The sequence below is a fragment of the Aurantimonas sp. 22II-16-19i genome (assembly GCF_002088275.1).
Lineage (GTDB): Bacteria > Pseudomonadota > Alphaproteobacteria > Rhizobiales > Rhizobiaceae > Jiella.
In genome coordinates this window covers 1-15,817 of the sequence record NZ_AQQS01000035.1, presented here as the reverse complement: position 1 = coordinate 15,817, position 15,817 = coordinate 1, and the positions used below count along the sequence as shown (strand labels likewise).

Sequence of the window (15,817 nt, the reverse complement as noted above, 5' to 3'; positions counted from 1 at the left end):
CATCAAGGAGAGCCCCGTGCTCGAAGATGTCTTCATCTCGGGCGGCGATCTCGACCGTTCCACCGCCTTCTCCACAGATGCGCGCCAGGCTGTTCTCCATGCACCGCGCTCGCTTGCAGGAGCGGTGGAGGCCTCATGGGCAGTCCCGAGGTCGGCGGATCACGGCGGAGGCGATGGCCCTCGCGGCCCGCGTCCTTCAGACAGGAGACGTCGTCCGCGGGATCGTTTCGGCCAGATAGTCGATGAGGGCCCGGATGGCGGGGGTAAGGCCGCGCCGGGAGGAGAAGTCGGCGTAGATCGTGCCCTCGGCCGTGGCCAATTCCGGCAGGATTCGCACGAGGGTCCCCGACTGGAAGCCGGGGCGACAGACGTGCTGCGGCAACAGGGCAATGCCCAATCCCGCTTCGGTTGCCATCCGCAGCAACTCGACATTGGTAGAGAGAAGACGCGGAGCGACTTCGATCTGCCGGCATTCGCCCGATCGATCGACAAGGTTCCATATCGTCTCGTGGGCCATCGCCAGCGTCGGAAGCCGGGGGATGTCCTGAAGGAGAGGCAGCGTCCCCAGCTCCGCAAGGTAGGCGGGCGCAGCCGCGAGGACGCCGGCCTCCCGGCAGAACTGCCGAACCACCAGATGGGCACCTGCCTCGACCTCGTAGCGGGCGCGGAGCGCCACATCGATCCGGTCTCGAACGAGATCGGCGGGCCGGTTCATTTCCTCGAGATGCAGGCATATCCTGGGGTGGAGCCGCAGGAAGTCGGGCAGGATCTCGGCCAGCATGCCATGGATCAGGCCTTGCGGGCTGCCCACCCGCAGAACACCGTTCGGCTCGGCCTGGGCAGACGCGGCGACGGCTGCCGCCGCTCCCAGCCCGGCGACGATGGCCTGCGCCTGCTCGAAGATCTGCCGCCCCACTTCGGTCGGCCTGACGTTGCGGGTCGATCGTTCCAGAAGACGCACGCCCAGGCGTTCTTCCAGCCTCGCGACCCGCTTGCTCAGCGTCGCCTTGGGCAGTCCGACCCGGCGTGCAGCGGCAGAAAATCCGCCATGGATCAGCACGGCGTGCAGCGCGACGTAGTCGTTGGCATCATCCATCCGCCGGCCCGCTGTTTCGCCTGGGAAACGACGCGTTGCTCCAGGGGTGGCTAATCATGCCGTTCGTTTCCGCATAAACAGCTGCAACGGCCGCAGTCAACGATCGGCTCGGTGATTATCACTGTCCTGTAACGCGGCAGGATAACGGAACGAACCAGCTCACGGACTCGGTACAAAGATCTCGATCTGCCCGAGCCGACATGCGGGTCCTGAATCGCCGCCGAGCTGGCGCCGATCGCGCCATTGGTCCGCATCCGGCGCGACGCATGTCTTCCGAAGCCACGCGCGAAGCCGGCCGCAGGTCGGGTATGGAGAAGGCCCCGGCTGTCCGTCCGGATCGCCGGATCCGTTTCCGACCTTTGCGGCTCGGTCGAAGAATTCATCGGTATGTCGGGCGAGATTCGATCGTCCGACCAATGGAGAGCGAGAATGAGCAGGATGGGAAATGCGATCATGGCTGCCCTGGCTGGAGCAACCCTCGTCGCCAGTGTCGCGGCCACGCGGGCGGAGAACATGGCGTCGCCGCCTTCCGTCAGGAACGTCGTGCTGGTGCACGGAGCCTTCGCCGACGGTTCGGGCTGGCGCGGCGTCTACGACGATCTGACCGGACGCGGCTATCGCGTCACCATCGTCCAGAACCCGTTGACCTCGCTGGCCGACGACGTGGCGGCGACGAAGCGGGCCCTGGACCGCCAGGACGGACCCACCATCCTCGTCGGCCATAGCTGGGGCGGCACGGTGATCACCGAAGCGGGCGTCGATCCGAAGGTCGCCGGGCTCGTCTATGTCGCGGCCCTGTCGCCCGACGCCGGCCAAACCACGGCGGATCTGTATGCGGGCTTCACCACCCCGCCCGAATTCGTCCTCGAGACGACTGACGACGGGTTCGGTTTCGTGAAGCCGGACACATTCAAGGCCGGCTTTGCGGCGGACACCACGGATGCGGATGCCGCCTTCATGAGGGATTCCCAGGTGCCGATCAACATGTCGGTGTTCTCGACAACGCTCCAGAACGCCGCCTGGCGCACGAAGCCGAGCTGGGCCGTGTTCGGCACCGACGACAAGGCGTTCGACCAGCGGATGCTCCACGCCATGGCAGAACGCATCGGCGCCGAGGTCACGGAAGTTGCGGCCAGCCACGCCATCTTCATGACCCAGCCGAAGGTCGTTGCCGACGTCATCGACAAGGCTGCGCGTGAGGTGTCGACCGCCACCGCGGATGGTGCCGCCGCGGCTGCGCCGGACAGCATGCCGCAGTCACAGTGACAGGCGGCGGCCGGCGACCTTGATCCAACTTGGGGCCCACCCTGATCGCGCCGTTGCCGAACTTGCGGCGCGATCGGACGATGGGCAGCCGGTTAGCTTCGGGCCTGCGGGTCTTGCGGCTCCGCGCGGCGACGCGCCTCGCGGAGCTGGCGTTCGGTGGATCGAAGGCGGAACTCGTCGGAAGCCAGCCCTGCCAGGGCGAGGAGGCTCTTTTCCTGGGAGTCCTCCAGCACGCGCGGCTTGTAGTCGATGACGCACAGGGACCCCAGGGCGAAGCCGTTGCCGTCGCGGATGGGCGCCCCCGCATAGAACCGGAAGTTCGGTGGGGCGATGACGGCGGGATTGGCCTCGAAGCGAGGATCGCTTGCCAGATCGCCGACCGCGAAGATCCCCTTCTGCAGGATCGTGTGATTGCAGAAGGACCAGTCGCGCGGGGTCTCGGCAAGGTCGAGGCCGATGCGCGATTTGAACCACTGCCGGGTCTGCGCCAGCAAGGTCACCAGCGCGACCGGCGCGTCCAGTGTATGGGCCGCCAGCCACGCCAGTTGGTCGAAGGCTTCCTCCGGCGCTGTGTCCATCAGGCCGGACTGCTCGACGGCAGCCAGCCGCTGACGCTCGTTCCGGGCGATCGGGAATGTCGCGTCGGCCGGCGAGCCCGCCGTTTCACCGGTACCGGCGAAGGCTTTGCGCAGGGCGGCCGCCGCAGCGTCGGGGGTTTCGACATGGCTGATCCTGTTGCCGCCGTTCGGTGCCGGGGCTCCGACGGCGAGAATAAGGGTGTCGCCGAGAGCCGGATTGTCGACGAGGCTCGAGAGCAGCGCGTGCCGCGAGGGATCGGCAGCCTGCAGGTCGACGACGACGCCGAAGGGTCGCGTCGAACCGATCGCGAACGCCGCCGCATGGGGATCGTCGAAGGCCTGGAGAGTGCATTCGGGCATCGCCGAAAACAGCCTCTCGTAGACCGGCAGCCGGTCTGCGGAGGCGCTCACCACGACCAACGCCGAGGGCAGGTGGGCGTCCATGCCGGAGCCTGCGATCAGCGCCTCGACATCGGTTCGATAGACACGGCGATGCCCGCCCGGGGTCTTCCACGACGGGATCGAGCCGCCCTCGATCATCAGCTGGGCAGTCCGCACGGAGACGCCGAACAGCTTGGCTGTCTCGGCCGTCGTCAGAATGTCCTTGTCCCTGTTCGGCATGGCCATCGCCCATTGGTCGCTGCGGAACAGCGCAGCCCGTCGACCAGTACGAGGCGCGGCCCGGTGTTTCAATTGCAATACGATACAAAACCGATGACTTCGTCGTGAATTGATAGAAATGATAGAATTGATATTTGCAATGCAGCGACCGAGACAGGGCGTGAGGCGCGGTCCCACAGGACATCGCGGCACGAGCCTGGGTACGGGAGCGCTCCCATTCGAGCGCCGAGCGCTCGATGCAAAGAAGGAATTTTCGCATGACGACACATGCTGAACACGGCGACCGCGAGCGCGATTCACGCCCGCAGGAAAGCCGGCGCCCGGCCACCGCCGCGCCGAAACCCGCTTATGACTTCATCGTCTGCGGCGCCGGCGCTTCGGGCTCTGTCATCGCCCGGCGGCTTGCCGAGAACGCCGACGTCCAGGTGCTCCTGATCGAGGCCGGCAGCGACGACGAGGCCGAAACCGTGCTCGATCCGGCGGCGTGGCCCGTCAATCTGGGCAGCGAGCGCGACTGGGGTTTCCAGGCGCAACCCAACCCGCATCTGAACGGCCGTGCCCTGTCGATGTCGATGGGCAAGGGGCTCGGCGGCGGATCCAGCATCAACGTGATGGTCTGGGCGAGGGGGCACCGAAGCGACTGGGACTTCTTCGCCAGGGAGGCCGGCGATACGGCCTGGGGATATGAGAATGTCCTCGATCTCTACCGCCGGATCGAGAACTGGCAGGGCGAACCCGATCCCGAATATCGCGGCTCGTCGGGACCCGTCTGGGTTCAGCCGGCATGCGAGCCCAGCCCGATCGCCTATGCGATGCTCGCCGCAGCGCGGGAGATCGGCGTTCCGACCTACGAGCACCCGAACGGCCGGATGATGGAGGGTCCAGGAGGCGCCGCCCTGACCGACATGCTGGTCCGCCACGGACGGCGGCACTCGCTGTATCGCGCTTATGTCCATCCGTGGCGCGACCGCCCCAATCTGACGATCCTCACCGGGACGACGGTGCTTCGCGTGATGATCGAGGGCAAACGGGCGACCGGCGTCGAGGTCCTCCACGACGGGCAGGTCGTCTCGATCGGCGCACGAGCCGAAGTGGTGCTGTCGCTCGGCGCGATCCAGTCGCCGAAGGTGCTCATGCATTCCGGCATCGGCGACGAGGCCGAGCTGGCTCGCCACGGCATCGACGTCGTGCAGCATCTTCCCGGCGTCGGGCAGAACCTCCAGGACCACGTCTCCTTCGGATGCACCTGGGAATATCGGGAGCCGATCGCACCGCGTAACAGCGGCAGCGAAGCGACGCTCTACTGGAAGAGCCGTCCCGATCTCGACGCGCCGGACCTGGTCTTCTGTCAGGTGGAGTTTCCGGTGCCCAGCGACCGGACAGCGGCGCGGGGCGTCCCGGAGCACGGGTGGACGATGTTTGCGGGTCTCGCACACCCGGAAAGCCGCGGCCGTCTGCGGCTCCAGGATGCCAATCCGCTGACGCCGCTGGCAATCGACGCCAACATGCTGAGCGATCCTGCCGACATTGCGACCGCCCGCCGCTGCGTCGAGCTTTGCCGTGACCTCGGCAATGCGCAGGCCTTCCGGCCGTTCGTCAAGGGCGAGGCCATGCCGGGCGAGATCAAGGGGGCAGCGCTCGACGACTATATCCGCGACGCGGCGGTCACCTACTGGCATCAGACCTGCACCAACAAGATGGGCCGCGATGAAATGTCCGTCGTCGACGCGTCCCTCAGGGTCTACGGCATCGACGGGCTGCGTGTGGCCGACGGCTCGATCATGCCGCGGGTGACGACCGGCAACACCCAGGCCCCGTGCGCGATCATCGGCGAGCGGGCTGCGGAAATGCTGCGGATGGCGCATGCCGCATGACCAGTGACGACGCGGCGGTGATGATGGCGAACGTCGCCGCCGCGTCGGCACGCTTCGCCGGAACTGGAGCTGCCGGAAGGCGGTCGCTCCGCCCCCGGGGAGCCCTTCCGTCGTCTCGATCGGTCGAGGCGTGGGCGGATGGTCCTCTCCGGGGCAGGGGCGGGGGCCGGGGCCGGCAGGAGCCGGGTGCGCCGGCGACATTGCTCCCCGCACCGGGGGGGCACTGAAGAAAGCAACGCGGCGCGGGTAACGACACCGGTGTGCAGATCCGAATACCCAGCAACTGGGCCGACTGTCCGACCCGGCGGCAACGGTTCACACCGAATGCCAAGGAAGCATGATGACGTATCAGCAAAATGCCGGCCTGACATGGCGCACGGCGAAAGGGTTGCCGCGGCTCATTTTCTGCTGCCGCGACCTGCCGGACATCCTCAAGTTCGCCCGCGTCGCAGCGCATTCGGTGGCACCCACGGCCTGCTTCTACGGCCCTGCCGGTTCCTCGCTTCCTGCCCGCCGGGGTGATGTCGTGGTCGAAATGGGCCTTGTTTCCGCCGAGCAGGCGATGATCGAGGCGCAGTTTGCTTCCATGCTCTGCGCGGACCTTTCCCTGGCTTGTGCCGTTGATGTCAGCCGCGAGGCCGGGATTGCCTGGGCCGGGCCGGGAACGACCCATGCCAAGCTGATGCAGTCGTGCCGCGATCAGCAGATGACGCCTTGTTTCGCCAGAACCTCCCCACCTGATGGCGATTGCGACAGCCTGTTGGGCGCATTGCGTGTCGATCCCGTCCCGCTGCTACGCATTCAGACAGTCAGCCTGCGCGGCACCGTCCGATGGCTGCCATCGCATGGCGCGGCGGAGGCGGTCGAGTTGCTCGGGGCAGGGACGCCCGATGCCGGGATCATCAGTCGCCTCGAGCTTCGGCTGCGACCGGCCGCCATCTCCCTCGGGTGGTCTCCCGTTTCGTCGTTGCGGCAGGATGATCCATGTCGATAGCAAGATGGATGCGGACGCCAGGCATTTGCGGGCTCCTGATCGTGGTCAGCTGTATCTGGGGCGCTTCGCTGTCGCAGTCGCTGCTGGCGACGGAACGGCAAACGAATGTGTCAGCTGCGCCAGTCAGCGATGACCTGGCGGGATCGCAGCTCGCTTTGCCGGAACCCATCAGTCCCCTGTCGCCTGTCGGGGGACAGCGGGCGGGCCTGGTTGCCCTCGGAGCCAAGCTCTTCTCGGACGAACGGCTTTCGGCGGATGCCAGCCGCTCCTGTGCCACCTGCCACCGGCTCGAAATGGGCGGAGACGATGGCATGCAAAGGGCGGTTGGCGCGAACGGCGAGGACCATCTCTTCAACACGCCCAGCATATTCAACGCCTGGAAGAACTATCGGTACAACTGGCGGGGTAACTACGCGACGCTGGAAGAGCAGAACGAGGCCATTCTGCTGGCCCCCAACGTCATGGGGAACTCGTGGGCCGTGATCATCTCGCGGCTCGGCGAAGACCCGCACTATCCGCTGAGCTTTCGCAGGATCTTCGGCGAGGGTCCGACCCGGCAGGGGGTTCTCGCGGCGCTCGGCGCCTTTCAACGGTCGCTGACGACGGCCGATGGCCGGTTCGACCGCTATCTCGAAGGAGAGGCAGGTGCGATCACGCCGGACGAGGAACAGGGATACGCGCTGTTCAAGTCATACGGCTGCATATCCTGCCATCAGGGGGAGAACGTCGGGGGAAACCTCATGCAGCGCTTTCCGCTCTTTCGGCCGAGCTTCACGCAGCTTGGAAGCGACGAGGCCGAAGCGGCAAGCATGGCGGATATGGGCCGATATGCCGTCACGGGACGCGCGGAAGACCGCCACGTGTTTCGGGTGCCAAGCCTGCGGAACGTTGCCTTGACGGCCCCCTATTTTCACGACGGTCGCGCGGCAACGCTCGAAGCGGCCGTCGCAGATATGGCCGCGCGCCAACTGAGGCGAACGATTCCGGCGACCGATGTCCGTCTGATCGTGAAATTCCTGGAGACGCTCACCGGCGTCAATCCCACGGAGCGAGGTTCTTTGCGCGGGGATCCCGACCATTGAACCGCTTGCAAGTCTTTCTCGGCGCTGCGGCCGGGATGCTCGTCATCCTGACGACCCTGTTCGTGCTCAGCATGACCCCGAACGATGCCCGCCACCAGAAAACCCTGGAGGCATTGCGAGCGATCGACACGAGCAACGCATCGCTGCAACGCGACGTGCTGCAGGCCCGCAGCTCGATCCTGCACAACTATGATCCGTTGGTCCGCAGCCTGGCTGTGATGCAGCGGTCGTCGCACACGCTGGACGAGGCCGTCGGCGGGGAGGATGCGCAGCTTGCCCGGATCGCCGTCGACCTGGACATTGCGCTGGACCGCGCCGGCGAGCTGATAGAGCGTTTCAAGTCGAAGAACTCCGTGATGCAGAACTCGCAGATCATCTTCGGCGATACGCTGGAGCTGGTGAAGAGGGGGCTGCCCTCGAGAAACGGCGAGGCCCATATGCGCCTGACGGGCGTCGCCGGAACCGTTTCCCGATTTACCCGCGAGCCGAGCCCGGAGAACCAGAGAAGGCTCAATCTGGCGCTGAACCGTCTGCAATTCCCGTTCCTGCCCGAGTTTGGCGGACATCTCGCCCGCACGCTGATCATTCACGGACGGGTGCTGGCGAACACGTTTCCCATCGTCGACGCGATCGCTGCGGACCTGCAACGGGTTCCCACTGCCGTCCTGGTGCAGCGATATCAGGCACGCTATCTCGCCCTCCACGCAGAGGCGTTGGATCGGGCCGCCGTCTTCCGCGTCGTCCTCTACGGCATCGCGCTGATTCTCTGCGCATACGTTGCCTATCTGTTCGTTCGCCTTCAACAGAACGCGGCGACACTGCGCGACCGGCTGGCACTGGAAGCGGCCATCGCGACGGTCTCGACCCGCCTGATCGACATGGATCTGGATCACCTTTGCCAGGAGATGGAGGCGGGGCTGGCCATCCTCGGCCGCTCGGCCGGCCTCGACGAGGTGCGGGTATTCCCCCGCGAAGAGGTGCCGGCCGGAGCCCTTTGCCCGGCCGGACAGCCGGGGCCGGACGACGGCGCGGCCTCGGTCTTCCGGCTGGCCGAACACTGGGACGGCAGTCGCGCTTGCCATGGCGGTATCGAGGTCGCGAAAGTGTCGGCGCTACCGATCGGCGGCCAGCGAAACCGCCTCGAGCGCCTTGGCTACCGATCGTGGCTGGCCCTGCCGCTGCAGAATGCGGAGCGCAACTTCGGCTACCTCAGCTTCGCGACGCTGTCACGGGAGCGGCGCTGGCCGGCGGACGAGGTCGCTCTGCTTCGCACTGCCGCCGAAATCTTCACCAATGCACTGCAACGGGCCCACGGCGATCGGCAGCGGGCCCTTCTGGAAGCCCGGCTGGCGGAGTCCCAGAGGCTGGAGTCGCTGGGGACGCTCGCCGGCGGGATCGCCCACGAATACAACAACATTCTGGGCGCGATCCTGGGTTACGGCGAACTCGCCCTGTCCGAGCTGGATGCCGACGGCACGCCGCACAGGCAAGTCCAGCAGATCGTGCGCGCCGGGATGCGCGCGCAGAGCATCACGGACCAGATCCTGGCGTTCAGCCGTCGCCGCGACAACCGCTATCGTCCCATGCGAACGGTTCCGGCCGTCAGCGAGGCGCTCGAACTGGTTCGCGCCTCGCTCCCCGGCACGATCACGATCCAGACACGCTTCGCGGACGGCGAGGGGGTCATTCTCGGCGATCCGGCCGAGTTGCAGCAGGTGGTGATGAACCTTTGCGCCAACGCGGCCCACGCCATGGACCGCGAGGGTGTCGTCGAGCTGGCCGTCGACGAGGTCGCCGTCGCCCGCGATCGCGAACTGTCCCACGGGCGGCTCAAGCCCGGGCGCTACGTGCGCCTGGCCGTGCGTGACCGCGGACACGGCATGAGCGCCGAGACCCTCAACCGGTTGTTCGAACCCTTCTTCACAACGAAGTCGGTGGGAGAAGGCACCGGGCTCGGACTGTCGGCCGTGCATGGGATCGTGACGGCCCACAAGGGGACGCTCGACGTCAGCAGCGAGATCGGCAAGGGAAGCAGCATCGAAGCCTATTTCCCCCGCAGCGACCTCCTGCCCATCGAGGAGGAGGATGCGGCGGCGCTGGATCGAGACATTCCCCGGGGCAATGGTGAGACGATCCTCGTCGTCGACGCTGACAGGCAGCGGCGGACATTGCTGGAGGAAATGCTGGCCCATCTCGGCTACGAGGCTGTCGGCTTTGGCCAGACGCAGACGGCACTGGATGCCGTTGCCCGCAACAACGACCGCTTCGATCTCGCGCTGCTCGACGAAGCGGTCATCGACCCCGGCCTGCAGCATGCCTGGAGCGGTCCGTCGGGTCCGCTTGCGAGGCTGCCCGTTCTCGTCATCGCGGAGCGCGGCTCCGGTGACGGCAGGCGCGAATGGAGCCACACATTCCGCATGAGGCTCGAGAAGCCGCTGCGCATGGAAGCTCTTGCCATGGCGCTTTCGCATGAGATCCAGCGAGATTCCACCGGGGAAAACCCGCCACTTCAATTGGCGGCGCGTCGACCATGACGTGCGGCAACGGGGCAGTTTCATGAACGGCAGTCACATCCTCGTCGTGGATGACGATCCCGCCATGCGGGACCTCATCGGTACCTATTTCGCCAATAACGGCTACGAGGTCAGCACCGCTCCCGACGGTGCGGCCCTGAAGCGCGTGCTCAACGCGCGTCCCGCCGATCTCATCATCCTCGACCTGCAGCTCGCCAGGGAGAACGGGCTCGACCTGATGCGTGGCATCTCGTCCGACAGCCAGGTCCCGGTCATCATCATCACCGGGCAGCGCCGGGACGAGCCGGACCGGGTGGTCGCCCTGGAACTGGGGGCCGACGACTACGTCACCAAGCCCTTCAGCCTGCGGGAGCTGATGGCGCGGGCCAGAGCCGTCCTGAGGCGCTCGGAGCGCGCCGACGGGCGCTCGCGGGAGATCCAGCAGCGGATCCGCTACAGGTTCGCCGGGTTCGAGCTCAGTGTCCGCATGCGTCGCCTGACGTCTCCGCATCAGACGCTGGTCAAGCTGACGGTCGGCGAGTTCAATCTTCTGACCGCCTTCCTGCGTTCGCCGCAACAGATCCTCAGCCGGGAACAGCTGATCGCTGCGACGCGGATGCACGACGAGGAAGTCTTCGACCGCAGCATCGACGTCTTGATCCTGCGGCTGCGGCGCAAGCTGGAGACCGACCCGAGCAACCCACAGCTCATCCGGACGGAGCGCGGCGTCGGATACCTGTTCCAGGCCGACGTCGAAGTCGTGCGGTAGCGCCGACTCCTGCCCGGAATCGATGCCGTCGCCTGTTGCGGTGCCGCCGCCCGCGGCCCGGCGATCACGCCCGCGCGGGGAGCGGAATTGTTTCCGATGTAGCGCAAGATCGTCGCATCGAAACAATCGATACATGCGCGGGATCCAGAAGCCCCGGCGCGCCGCCACAGCGAACGAGGCGGAGCCGTCCTGGCACGGCGCGGCAACTCACCCGCCAAATCAGCATAGCGATCGGCCGGATGGCGCGAACCATTCGCCGCGATTTCGAGACATGCGAGGAAAGACCATGAAGATACTCATCGCCGGCGCCGGGCTCGCCGGCCTGTCTCTGGCGCGCGCGCTTCTCAAGCGCGGCATCCGTGCCGACGTGGTCGAACGGCGCGTGGACTGGTCGTCATCGGGCTTCGGGCTTTTTCTGCCCGGCAATGCAACCCGTGCTTTCGCTGAACTCGGCCTGTTTTCCGAGATAGCGCAGTCGGCCGTGCCGATTTGCCGGCAGGACTTCTTCGACCATCGCGGCCGGCACCTCAGCACGGTCGATGCCGAGAAATTCTGGGCAGGTTGCGGGCCTTGTCTCGGCATGCCGCGGGCCGCCATGCACAAGATCCTCCTGGATTCGGTCGCCGCGTTGCCGATCCGCACCGGCCGGGCCATCGCGAACCTCCGACAGGTGGCCGGCGGATGCATCGTAACGTTCGACGACTGGAGCTCGGAGACCTACGACCTCGTCGTGGGGGCGGACGGTCTCAATTCCACCGTCCGCCGCCTGGCCATCCACCCTGCGCCTCCGACCTATACGGGCAACGGATGCTGGCGCTTCTTCGCCGACAATCATGCGGGCATCGACGCCTGGACGGTGATGGTGGCCAAGGGCCGGACCCTCTTGGCCGAACCGGTCGACCGATCGAGGCTCTATGTCTACGCCGAGCTCACCCAGGCGGTCGGCGATCCGCGGGAACGGGCCACTCGCGCCGAGTTGCAGGCCATCTTTGCCGATTTCGCAGCGCCGCTCGGGCCGCTGCTCCGGCAGGTCCAGCCCGAGACGCCGGTGCATTTCAGCCGGATCGAAGCCGTTCAACCGCCGGTCTGCTTCAGCGGCCGTGTCGTCCTGATCGGTGACGCGGCGCATGCGACGTCTCCCAGCATGGCCGAGGGTGCCGGAATGGCCTGCGAGGATGCGGTCCTCCTGGCCGAGACGATCACGGCGGGCGACGCGCTCGACACTGCGCTCGGCCGATACGCTGCACGCCGCAAGCCGAGAGTGGACTGGGTGAGGGGACAGTCGGAAACCCGCGACCGGATACGGCGATTGCCGACGCCCATCAGCACCAGCCTGCTCCGTTTCGCAGGCATGAGGATGTACAGGCGCAGTTACACGCCGCTCCTCGCAGAGGCCTGACCCGATGCGAGGCGCCAATCTGATCGTCCTCGTCGCCCTGATCGTCCCCGTCACGATCTTCGCCGACGAACCTCTGGCAGCCTGGGCGGCAACGCTTCCGATCCGGCTCGCCGAGAGCGCTTCCACCTTGTCGGCGACGCTGGGCCTTTTCGGCCTTGCCGTTGCTCTCGTCGCGGTCCTGATCTCGCTCGCCCCGCAGGTTGCCGGCCACTCCGTCCGGGTGGTGCGGCATCACGGATGCACCGCGACGCTGGTTGCCGTTTCCGCGGTGGCATCTCTCGGCTCCGCCGCCCTTCTGAAGCACGTGGTCGGGCGTATTCGACCCTCGACGCAGGGCGCCGATCCCTGGCGTTTCGAATTCATGGCCTTCGACGACGAGTTCGCCGCATGGCCATCGGTGCATGCAGCCGTCGCCGCCGCCATCGTTCTCAGCCTGTCGATACAGCTTCCCCACCTGCGGCGGCCGCTGCTGATCGCCGGCGTGGCGGCTTGTCTCGCCCGCGTCCTGGCGGGCGCACATTGGCCGAGCGACGTCATGTCAGGCTGGGCGCTGGGCGCCGCGATGGTCGCTGCTGCCCAACTCGGCCTTGCCAGAAGGCGGCTCCGGCGTGTCGCTCGCGACCCGTGAGGGCGCTCTCACTCAGCGCCGCCGTTCGCCGGTCGGGCTTCCGCCCATTTCAGGAGCGCGTCGAGCGCCGGGCAGAGCGACTGGCCCCATGGCGTCAGACCGTATTCGACCTTCGGCGGGACCTGATGGTGCACGAGGCGCGTGACGATCCCGTCCGCCTCCATCTGGCGGAGCTGTTGGATCAGCATCTTCTGCGAGATGTCGGGAATCGCTCGCTCCAGATCCGAGAAGCGCATGAGCCGGCCGCCGAAGAGATTGAACAGGATCACCAGCTTCCAGCGCCCCTCCAGCATCCGCACGGCGCTCTCGATGCCGGACGCCGCCGTAAACGCGGTGTGGCTGGAGGGCTTACTTCCAGGTAAGTACCCAACTTTTTCGTGCGTACTTGTCACTTGCGACATTTCGTCAGATCTCTCTGCAACAGCACCACAACATCGAAGGAATCGACATGCTGAACATGCCCGAGTCACTCGCTGCCTACTTCGACCTCGCTCCGGATGCCACCGTAGCAGAACTCAGCGCCGCGTTCACGGATGACGCCGTCGTCAGCGACGAGGCAAGGCGCCACCGGGGGATCCTGGCGATCCGCGACTGGCGGGCCGAGACCATGGAGCGCACGCCGTTCACGGCGAGGCCCCTGTCCGTCGAACAGCTCGACGACGTCCTCGTCGTTCCGGCCGAGGTGACGGGATCGTTCCCCGGAAGCCCCCTGACGCTCACCCATCGCTTTGTCCTGCGCGACGGCCGCATTGCCACGCTGGAGATCGGGTGATGGGCGGCGGCTGGATCGACCTCGGCGGTCGCCGTGCCGTCGTCACGGGCGGCACGAAGGGCGTGGGCGAGGCCGTCGTTGCGGCTCTGCTCGATGCCGGTGCCCGCGTCGTGACGGGCGCCCGGTCGAAACCCGACAATCTGCCGGAGGCGGTCCGCTTCGTGGCGGCCGACCTGATGTCGCGCGAGGGCTGCGAGGCGCTCGTCCACTTTGCCGAGGCCGAACTCGGGGGCGTGGACATTCTCGTGAACGTGCTGGGAGGATCCGGTGCCCCCGGTGGCGGCTTTGCGGCGCTGGGCGACGACATCTGGATGAACGAAATCAACCAGAACCTGATGGCCGCCGTGCGCATCGACCGGGCTCTCGTGCCCGGAATGATCGAGCGCGGCTCGGGTGTCGTCATCCATGTGACCTCCATCCAGCACGAGTTGCCCCTGCCGGAATCCACGACCGCCTACGCTGCCGCCAAGGCCGCGCTCGCCACCTACAGCAAGGCGCTCTCGAAGCAGGTTGCGCCGGATGGCGTGCGCGTCGTGCGAGTCTCGCCCGGCTGGGTGGAGACCGCTGCGGCCGTTCGGCTTGCGGAGCGTCTCGCCGAGCAGGCCGGGACCGACTACGAGGGGGGAAAGCGGATCATCATGGACAGTCTGGGCGGCATTCCGCTCGGTCGTCCGACCAAACCCAAGGAGGTTGCCGATCTCATCGCCTTTCTCGTCTCACCGCGAGCCGCCGCGATCACCGGAACGGAATACGTGATCGACGGAGGAACCGTGCCGACGGTCTGATGCTCCCTCGGGCGGCGCGCCGCCCGGTGCGGACGCATGGACTTGCCTCAACGGCGAGCCGCCTGCCGACAGGGAGGGCTCCCTGTCGGCAGGCGGGCATCGTGTCGAAGGCCCGCTTTCACCGATACCGCGATTGTTCGCCGGCCGGCCATCCGGCCGGCGAGCGACGGCCGAGTCCCGCCGGCAGGAAGGAGCGGATGCGAGGATCGGCGAGGGCCATCCCGAACCACATGGCCACACCGAGAGCGAGACAGATCAGCTGCGGCGGCGATCCGAAACCATCGATGCGGAAGTGGGTGGCGATGGCGCCCCCCAGAAACCCGGTGGACAGCACCGCCCCGAGCGGCGACAGGCGAGGGATGAGCAGAAGGAACGCGCAGGTCAGCGTGAAGACCGCGACGCGCGGTCCGCTGTCGGCCGTGTATCCGGCATGGGTCATGGCTTCGGCGATCATCGGCGACGAGGCCAGTTGAAGGGAACCGTCGAGAAGCAGGAGAGCACCGACGACGGTCACGATCGAGCGGCCAGCGATGGAAGCGCGCATTTGAAGTCGTCCTTTCTTTCGATTGGGAAGCCTCGGCAGAGAGGCGAGGGCCCGCGGCGTCGGATCGGCGCGAACTGGCCGAAAGCAGCGGGTCGTGGGAACTGCACTGAGACCAGCGGCTTGCGCCGCTCAGGGCGGGTTACGGCCTCGGCCGAGGTGTCAAGACGGAATAGATGTTCTCGAAAGGCGGCGGTCCGAGAACCGTGGAGCCATCGCTTTCGTTCGATTCCAACACGGCCGACAGATCATCGCCCTGCAACGATCCGATGAGCCTGAACGTCCTCTCGAGATGCCCGGGCGAAAAGATGATCAGCATCCGAACCGGGCGGTCCGAGAGATTGCACCACGCGTGCGGCGTCCCTCTCCTGACCGTCACGGAGTCGCCTGCCGACAATTCTGCCGTCTGGTCACCACGGACGAGATGAACGCTGCCTTCGAGAATGACGAAGTGTTCCTCCTCGTTCGCGTGAACATGCATGGGGACGCCGTTGCGCGGATCGGCGATGATCTCGAGCATCGTGTAGATGCCCTGTGTCTCCTGAACGGAGGTGCGAATGACAAATCGCTCGCCGGGCGTGACCTCCCGCCATCCACTGTCAGAGCTCGGAGCGGCGGGCAGACTTCTTGGTAAAATACGCATGCCAGTCTTTCTGTCTTGGTGGCTGAACAGCGTCAGACTTGAGAGGCCCGTGTTACATCTCTGCTTCGGAGAGCGCGTTTGATGTTTCAGTCGAAACTCATTCCCTGGAATGGGCGCGAGGCGCAGCGAACCGCAGGGCTTCGTTCGATGCGGCCACTGCGGCCGCCGCCGTCGGGGCGCAGACGTGGATGTCGTCGTCGAGGCATGAGCGCATGCTCGCGGTAAGACCGGCCATTCAGAAACGCCGGTGCTGGCG

General features: G+C 66.5%; 15 protein-coding genes. 10 read left to right on the top strand and 5 right to left on the bottom strand.

Annotation, left to right across the window (positions count from 1 at the left end):
- Positions 1-196: 196 nt before the first annotated feature.
- Positions 197-1,096, bottom strand: coding sequence for a LysR family transcriptional regulator (locus ATO4_RS21600; protein WP_083593847.1), 900 nt, complete (start codon positions 1,094-1,096; stop codon positions 197-199).
- Between the two features lie 429 nt (positions 1,097-1,525).
- Between ATO4_RS21600 and ATO4_RS21595 the strand changes: the two genes are divergently transcribed.
- Positions 1,526-2,362 carry an alpha/beta hydrolase gene (locus tag ATO4_RS21595; protein WP_083593846.1) on the top strand — a complete coding sequence of 279 codons (837 nt, stop codon included), beginning with the start codon at positions 1,526-1,528 and terminating at the stop codon, positions 2,360-2,362.
- 92 nt (positions 2,363-2,454) lie between these two features.
- Here ATO4_RS21595 and ATO4_RS21590 read toward each other — a convergent pair whose 3' ends face one another.
- Positions 2,455-3,567, bottom strand: a complete 1,113-nt coding sequence (locus tag ATO4_RS21590; protein ID WP_245308877.1) for a GAF domain-containing protein — start codon at positions 3,565-3,567, stop codon at positions 2,455-2,457.
- Positions 3,568-3,818: 251 nt separating this feature from the next.
- Here ATO4_RS21590 and ATO4_RS21585 point away from each other — a divergent pair, with 251 nt between their 5' ends.
- The 7 genes from ATO4_RS21585 (at position 3,819) to ATO4_RS21555 (ending at position 12,820) form a co-directional block, all read left to right on the top strand.
- On the top strand, positions 3,819-5,435 hold the full coding sequence (locus tag ATO4_RS21585; protein WP_083593845.1) for a GMC family oxidoreductase N-terminal domain-containing protein: 1,617 nt from the start codon (positions 3,819-3,821) through the stop codon (positions 5,433-5,435).
- Positions 5,436-5,775: 340 nt separating this feature from the next.
- Positions 5,776-6,429, top strand: a complete 654-nt coding sequence (locus ATO4_RS21580) for a hypothetical protein (RefSeq protein WP_139802611.1) — start codon at positions 5,776-5,778, stop codon at positions 6,427-6,429.
- Positions 6,420-7,511 (top strand): cytochrome c peroxidase, encoded by a 1,092-nt coding sequence (locus tag ATO4_RS21575; protein ID WP_210191118.1) that lies wholly within the window; start codon positions 6,420-6,422, stop codon positions 7,509-7,511. The genes ATO4_RS21580 and ATO4_RS21575 overlap by 10 nt, the downstream gene beginning before the upstream one ends.
- Entirely contained in the window at positions 7,508-10,045 is a 2,538-nt protein-coding gene (locus tag ATO4_RS21570; protein ID WP_139802610.1) for a two-component system VirA-like sensor kinase, read from the top strand. The genes ATO4_RS21575 and ATO4_RS21570 overlap by 4 nt, the downstream gene beginning before the upstream one ends.
- Before the next feature lie 22 nt (positions 10,046-10,067).
- Entirely contained in the window at positions 10,068-10,793 is a 726-nt protein-coding gene (locus tag ATO4_RS21565; RefSeq protein ID WP_083593841.1) for a response regulator, read from the top strand.
- A 286-nt stretch (positions 10,794-11,079) separates the two neighbouring features.
- Positions 11,080-12,192 (top strand): FAD-dependent monooxygenase, encoded by a 1,113-nt coding sequence (locus ATO4_RS21560; RefSeq protein WP_176223111.1) that lies wholly within the window; start codon positions 11,080-11,082, stop codon positions 12,190-12,192.
- 4 nt (positions 12,193-12,196) lie between these two features.
- Complete coding sequence (locus ATO4_RS21555) at positions 12,197-12,820, top strand: phosphatase PAP2 family protein (RefSeq protein ID WP_083593839.1); 624 nt, start codon at positions 12,197-12,199, stop codon at positions 12,818-12,820.
- A gap of 8 nt (positions 12,821-12,828) precedes the next feature.
- Here the strand turns inward: ATO4_RS21555 and ATO4_RS21550 are convergent, their stop codons facing one another.
- Positions 12,829-13,212: a helix-turn-helix domain-containing protein gene (locus tag ATO4_RS21550; protein ID WP_083593876.1), complete on the bottom strand. Its 384-nt coding sequence runs from the start codon at positions 13,210-13,212 to the stop codon at positions 12,829-12,831.
- Between the two features lie 56 nt (positions 13,213-13,268).
- Between ATO4_RS21550 and ATO4_RS21545 the strand changes: the two genes are divergently transcribed.
- Positions 13,269-13,592, top strand: a complete 324-nt coding sequence (locus tag ATO4_RS21545) for a nuclear transport factor 2 family protein (RefSeq protein ID WP_083593838.1) — start codon at positions 13,269-13,271, stop codon at positions 13,590-13,592.
- Entirely contained in the window at positions 13,592-14,377 is a 786-nt protein-coding gene (locus tag ATO4_RS21540; RefSeq protein WP_083593837.1) for an SDR family oxidoreductase, read from the top strand. Before ATO4_RS21545 ends, ATO4_RS21540 begins: the two co-directional genes overlap by 1 nt.
- A 118-nt stretch (positions 14,378-14,495) precedes the next feature.
- Here ATO4_RS21540 and ATO4_RS21535 read toward each other — a convergent pair whose 3' ends face one another.
- Both ATO4_RS21535 and ATO4_RS21530 read right to left on the bottom strand, forming a co-directional pair.
- Positions 14,496-14,921 carry a DoxX family protein gene (locus tag ATO4_RS21535; protein ID WP_083593836.1) on the bottom strand — a complete coding sequence of 142 codons (426 nt, stop codon included), beginning with the start codon at positions 14,919-14,921 and terminating at the stop codon, positions 14,496-14,498.
- A 139-nt stretch (positions 14,922-15,060) separates the two neighbouring features.
- Positions 15,061-15,561: a cupin domain-containing protein gene (locus ATO4_RS21530; RefSeq protein ID WP_083593835.1), complete on the bottom strand. Its 501-nt coding sequence runs from the start codon at positions 15,559-15,561 to the stop codon at positions 15,061-15,063.
- Positions 15,562-15,817: the final 256 nt, after the last annotated feature.

What these genes read in the sequence shown, in the direction of transcription:
- ATO4_RS21600 (WP_083593847.1), bottom strand. Translation starts at nt 1,096, where the DNA reads ATGGATGATGCCAACGACTACGTCGCGCTGCACGCCGTGCTGATCCAT.
- ATO4_RS21595 (WP_083593846.1), top strand. Translation starts at nt 1,526, where the DNA reads ATGAGCAGGATGGGAAATGCGATCATGGCTGCCCTGGCTGGAGCAACC.
- ATO4_RS21590 (WP_245308877.1), bottom strand. Translation starts at nt 3,567, where the DNA reads ATGGCCATGCCGAACAGGGACAAGGACATTCTGACGACGGCCGAGACA.
- ATO4_RS21585 (WP_083593845.1), top strand. Translation starts at nt 3,819, where the DNA reads ATGACGACACATGCTGAACACGGCGACCGCGAGCGCGATTCACGCCCG.
- ATO4_RS21580 (WP_139802611.1), top strand. Translation starts at nt 5,776, where the DNA reads ATGACGTATCAGCAAAATGCCGGCCTGACATGGCGCACGGCGAAAGGG.
- ATO4_RS21575 (WP_210191118.1), top strand. Translation starts at nt 6,420, where the DNA reads ATGTCGATAGCAAGATGGATGCGGACGCCAGGCATTTGCGGGCTCCTG.
- ATO4_RS21565 (WP_083593841.1), top strand. Translation starts at nt 10,068, where the DNA reads ATGAACGGCAGTCACATCCTCGTCGTGGATGACGATCCCGCCATGCGG.
- ATO4_RS21560 (WP_176223111.1), top strand. Translation starts at nt 11,080, where the DNA reads ATGAAGATACTCATCGCCGGCGCCGGGCTCGCCGGCCTGTCTCTGGCG.
- ATO4_RS21555 (WP_083593839.1), top strand. Translation starts at nt 12,197, where the DNA reads ATGCGAGGCGCCAATCTGATCGTCCTCGTCGCCCTGATCGTCCCCGTC.
- ATO4_RS21545 (WP_083593838.1), top strand. Translation starts at nt 13,269, where the DNA reads ATGCTGAACATGCCCGAGTCACTCGCTGCCTACTTCGACCTCGCTCCG.
- ATO4_RS21540 (WP_083593837.1), top strand. Translation starts at nt 13,592, where the DNA reads ATGGGCGGCGGCTGGATCGACCTCGGCGGTCGCCGTGCCGTCGTCACG.
- ATO4_RS21535 (WP_083593836.1), bottom strand. Translation starts at nt 14,921, where the DNA reads ATGCGCGCTTCCATCGCTGGCCGCTCGATCGTGACCGTCGTCGGTGCT.
- ATO4_RS21530 (WP_083593835.1), bottom strand. Translation starts at nt 15,561, where the DNA reads ATGCGTATTTTACCAAGAAGTCTGCCCGCCGCTCCGAGCTCTGACAGT.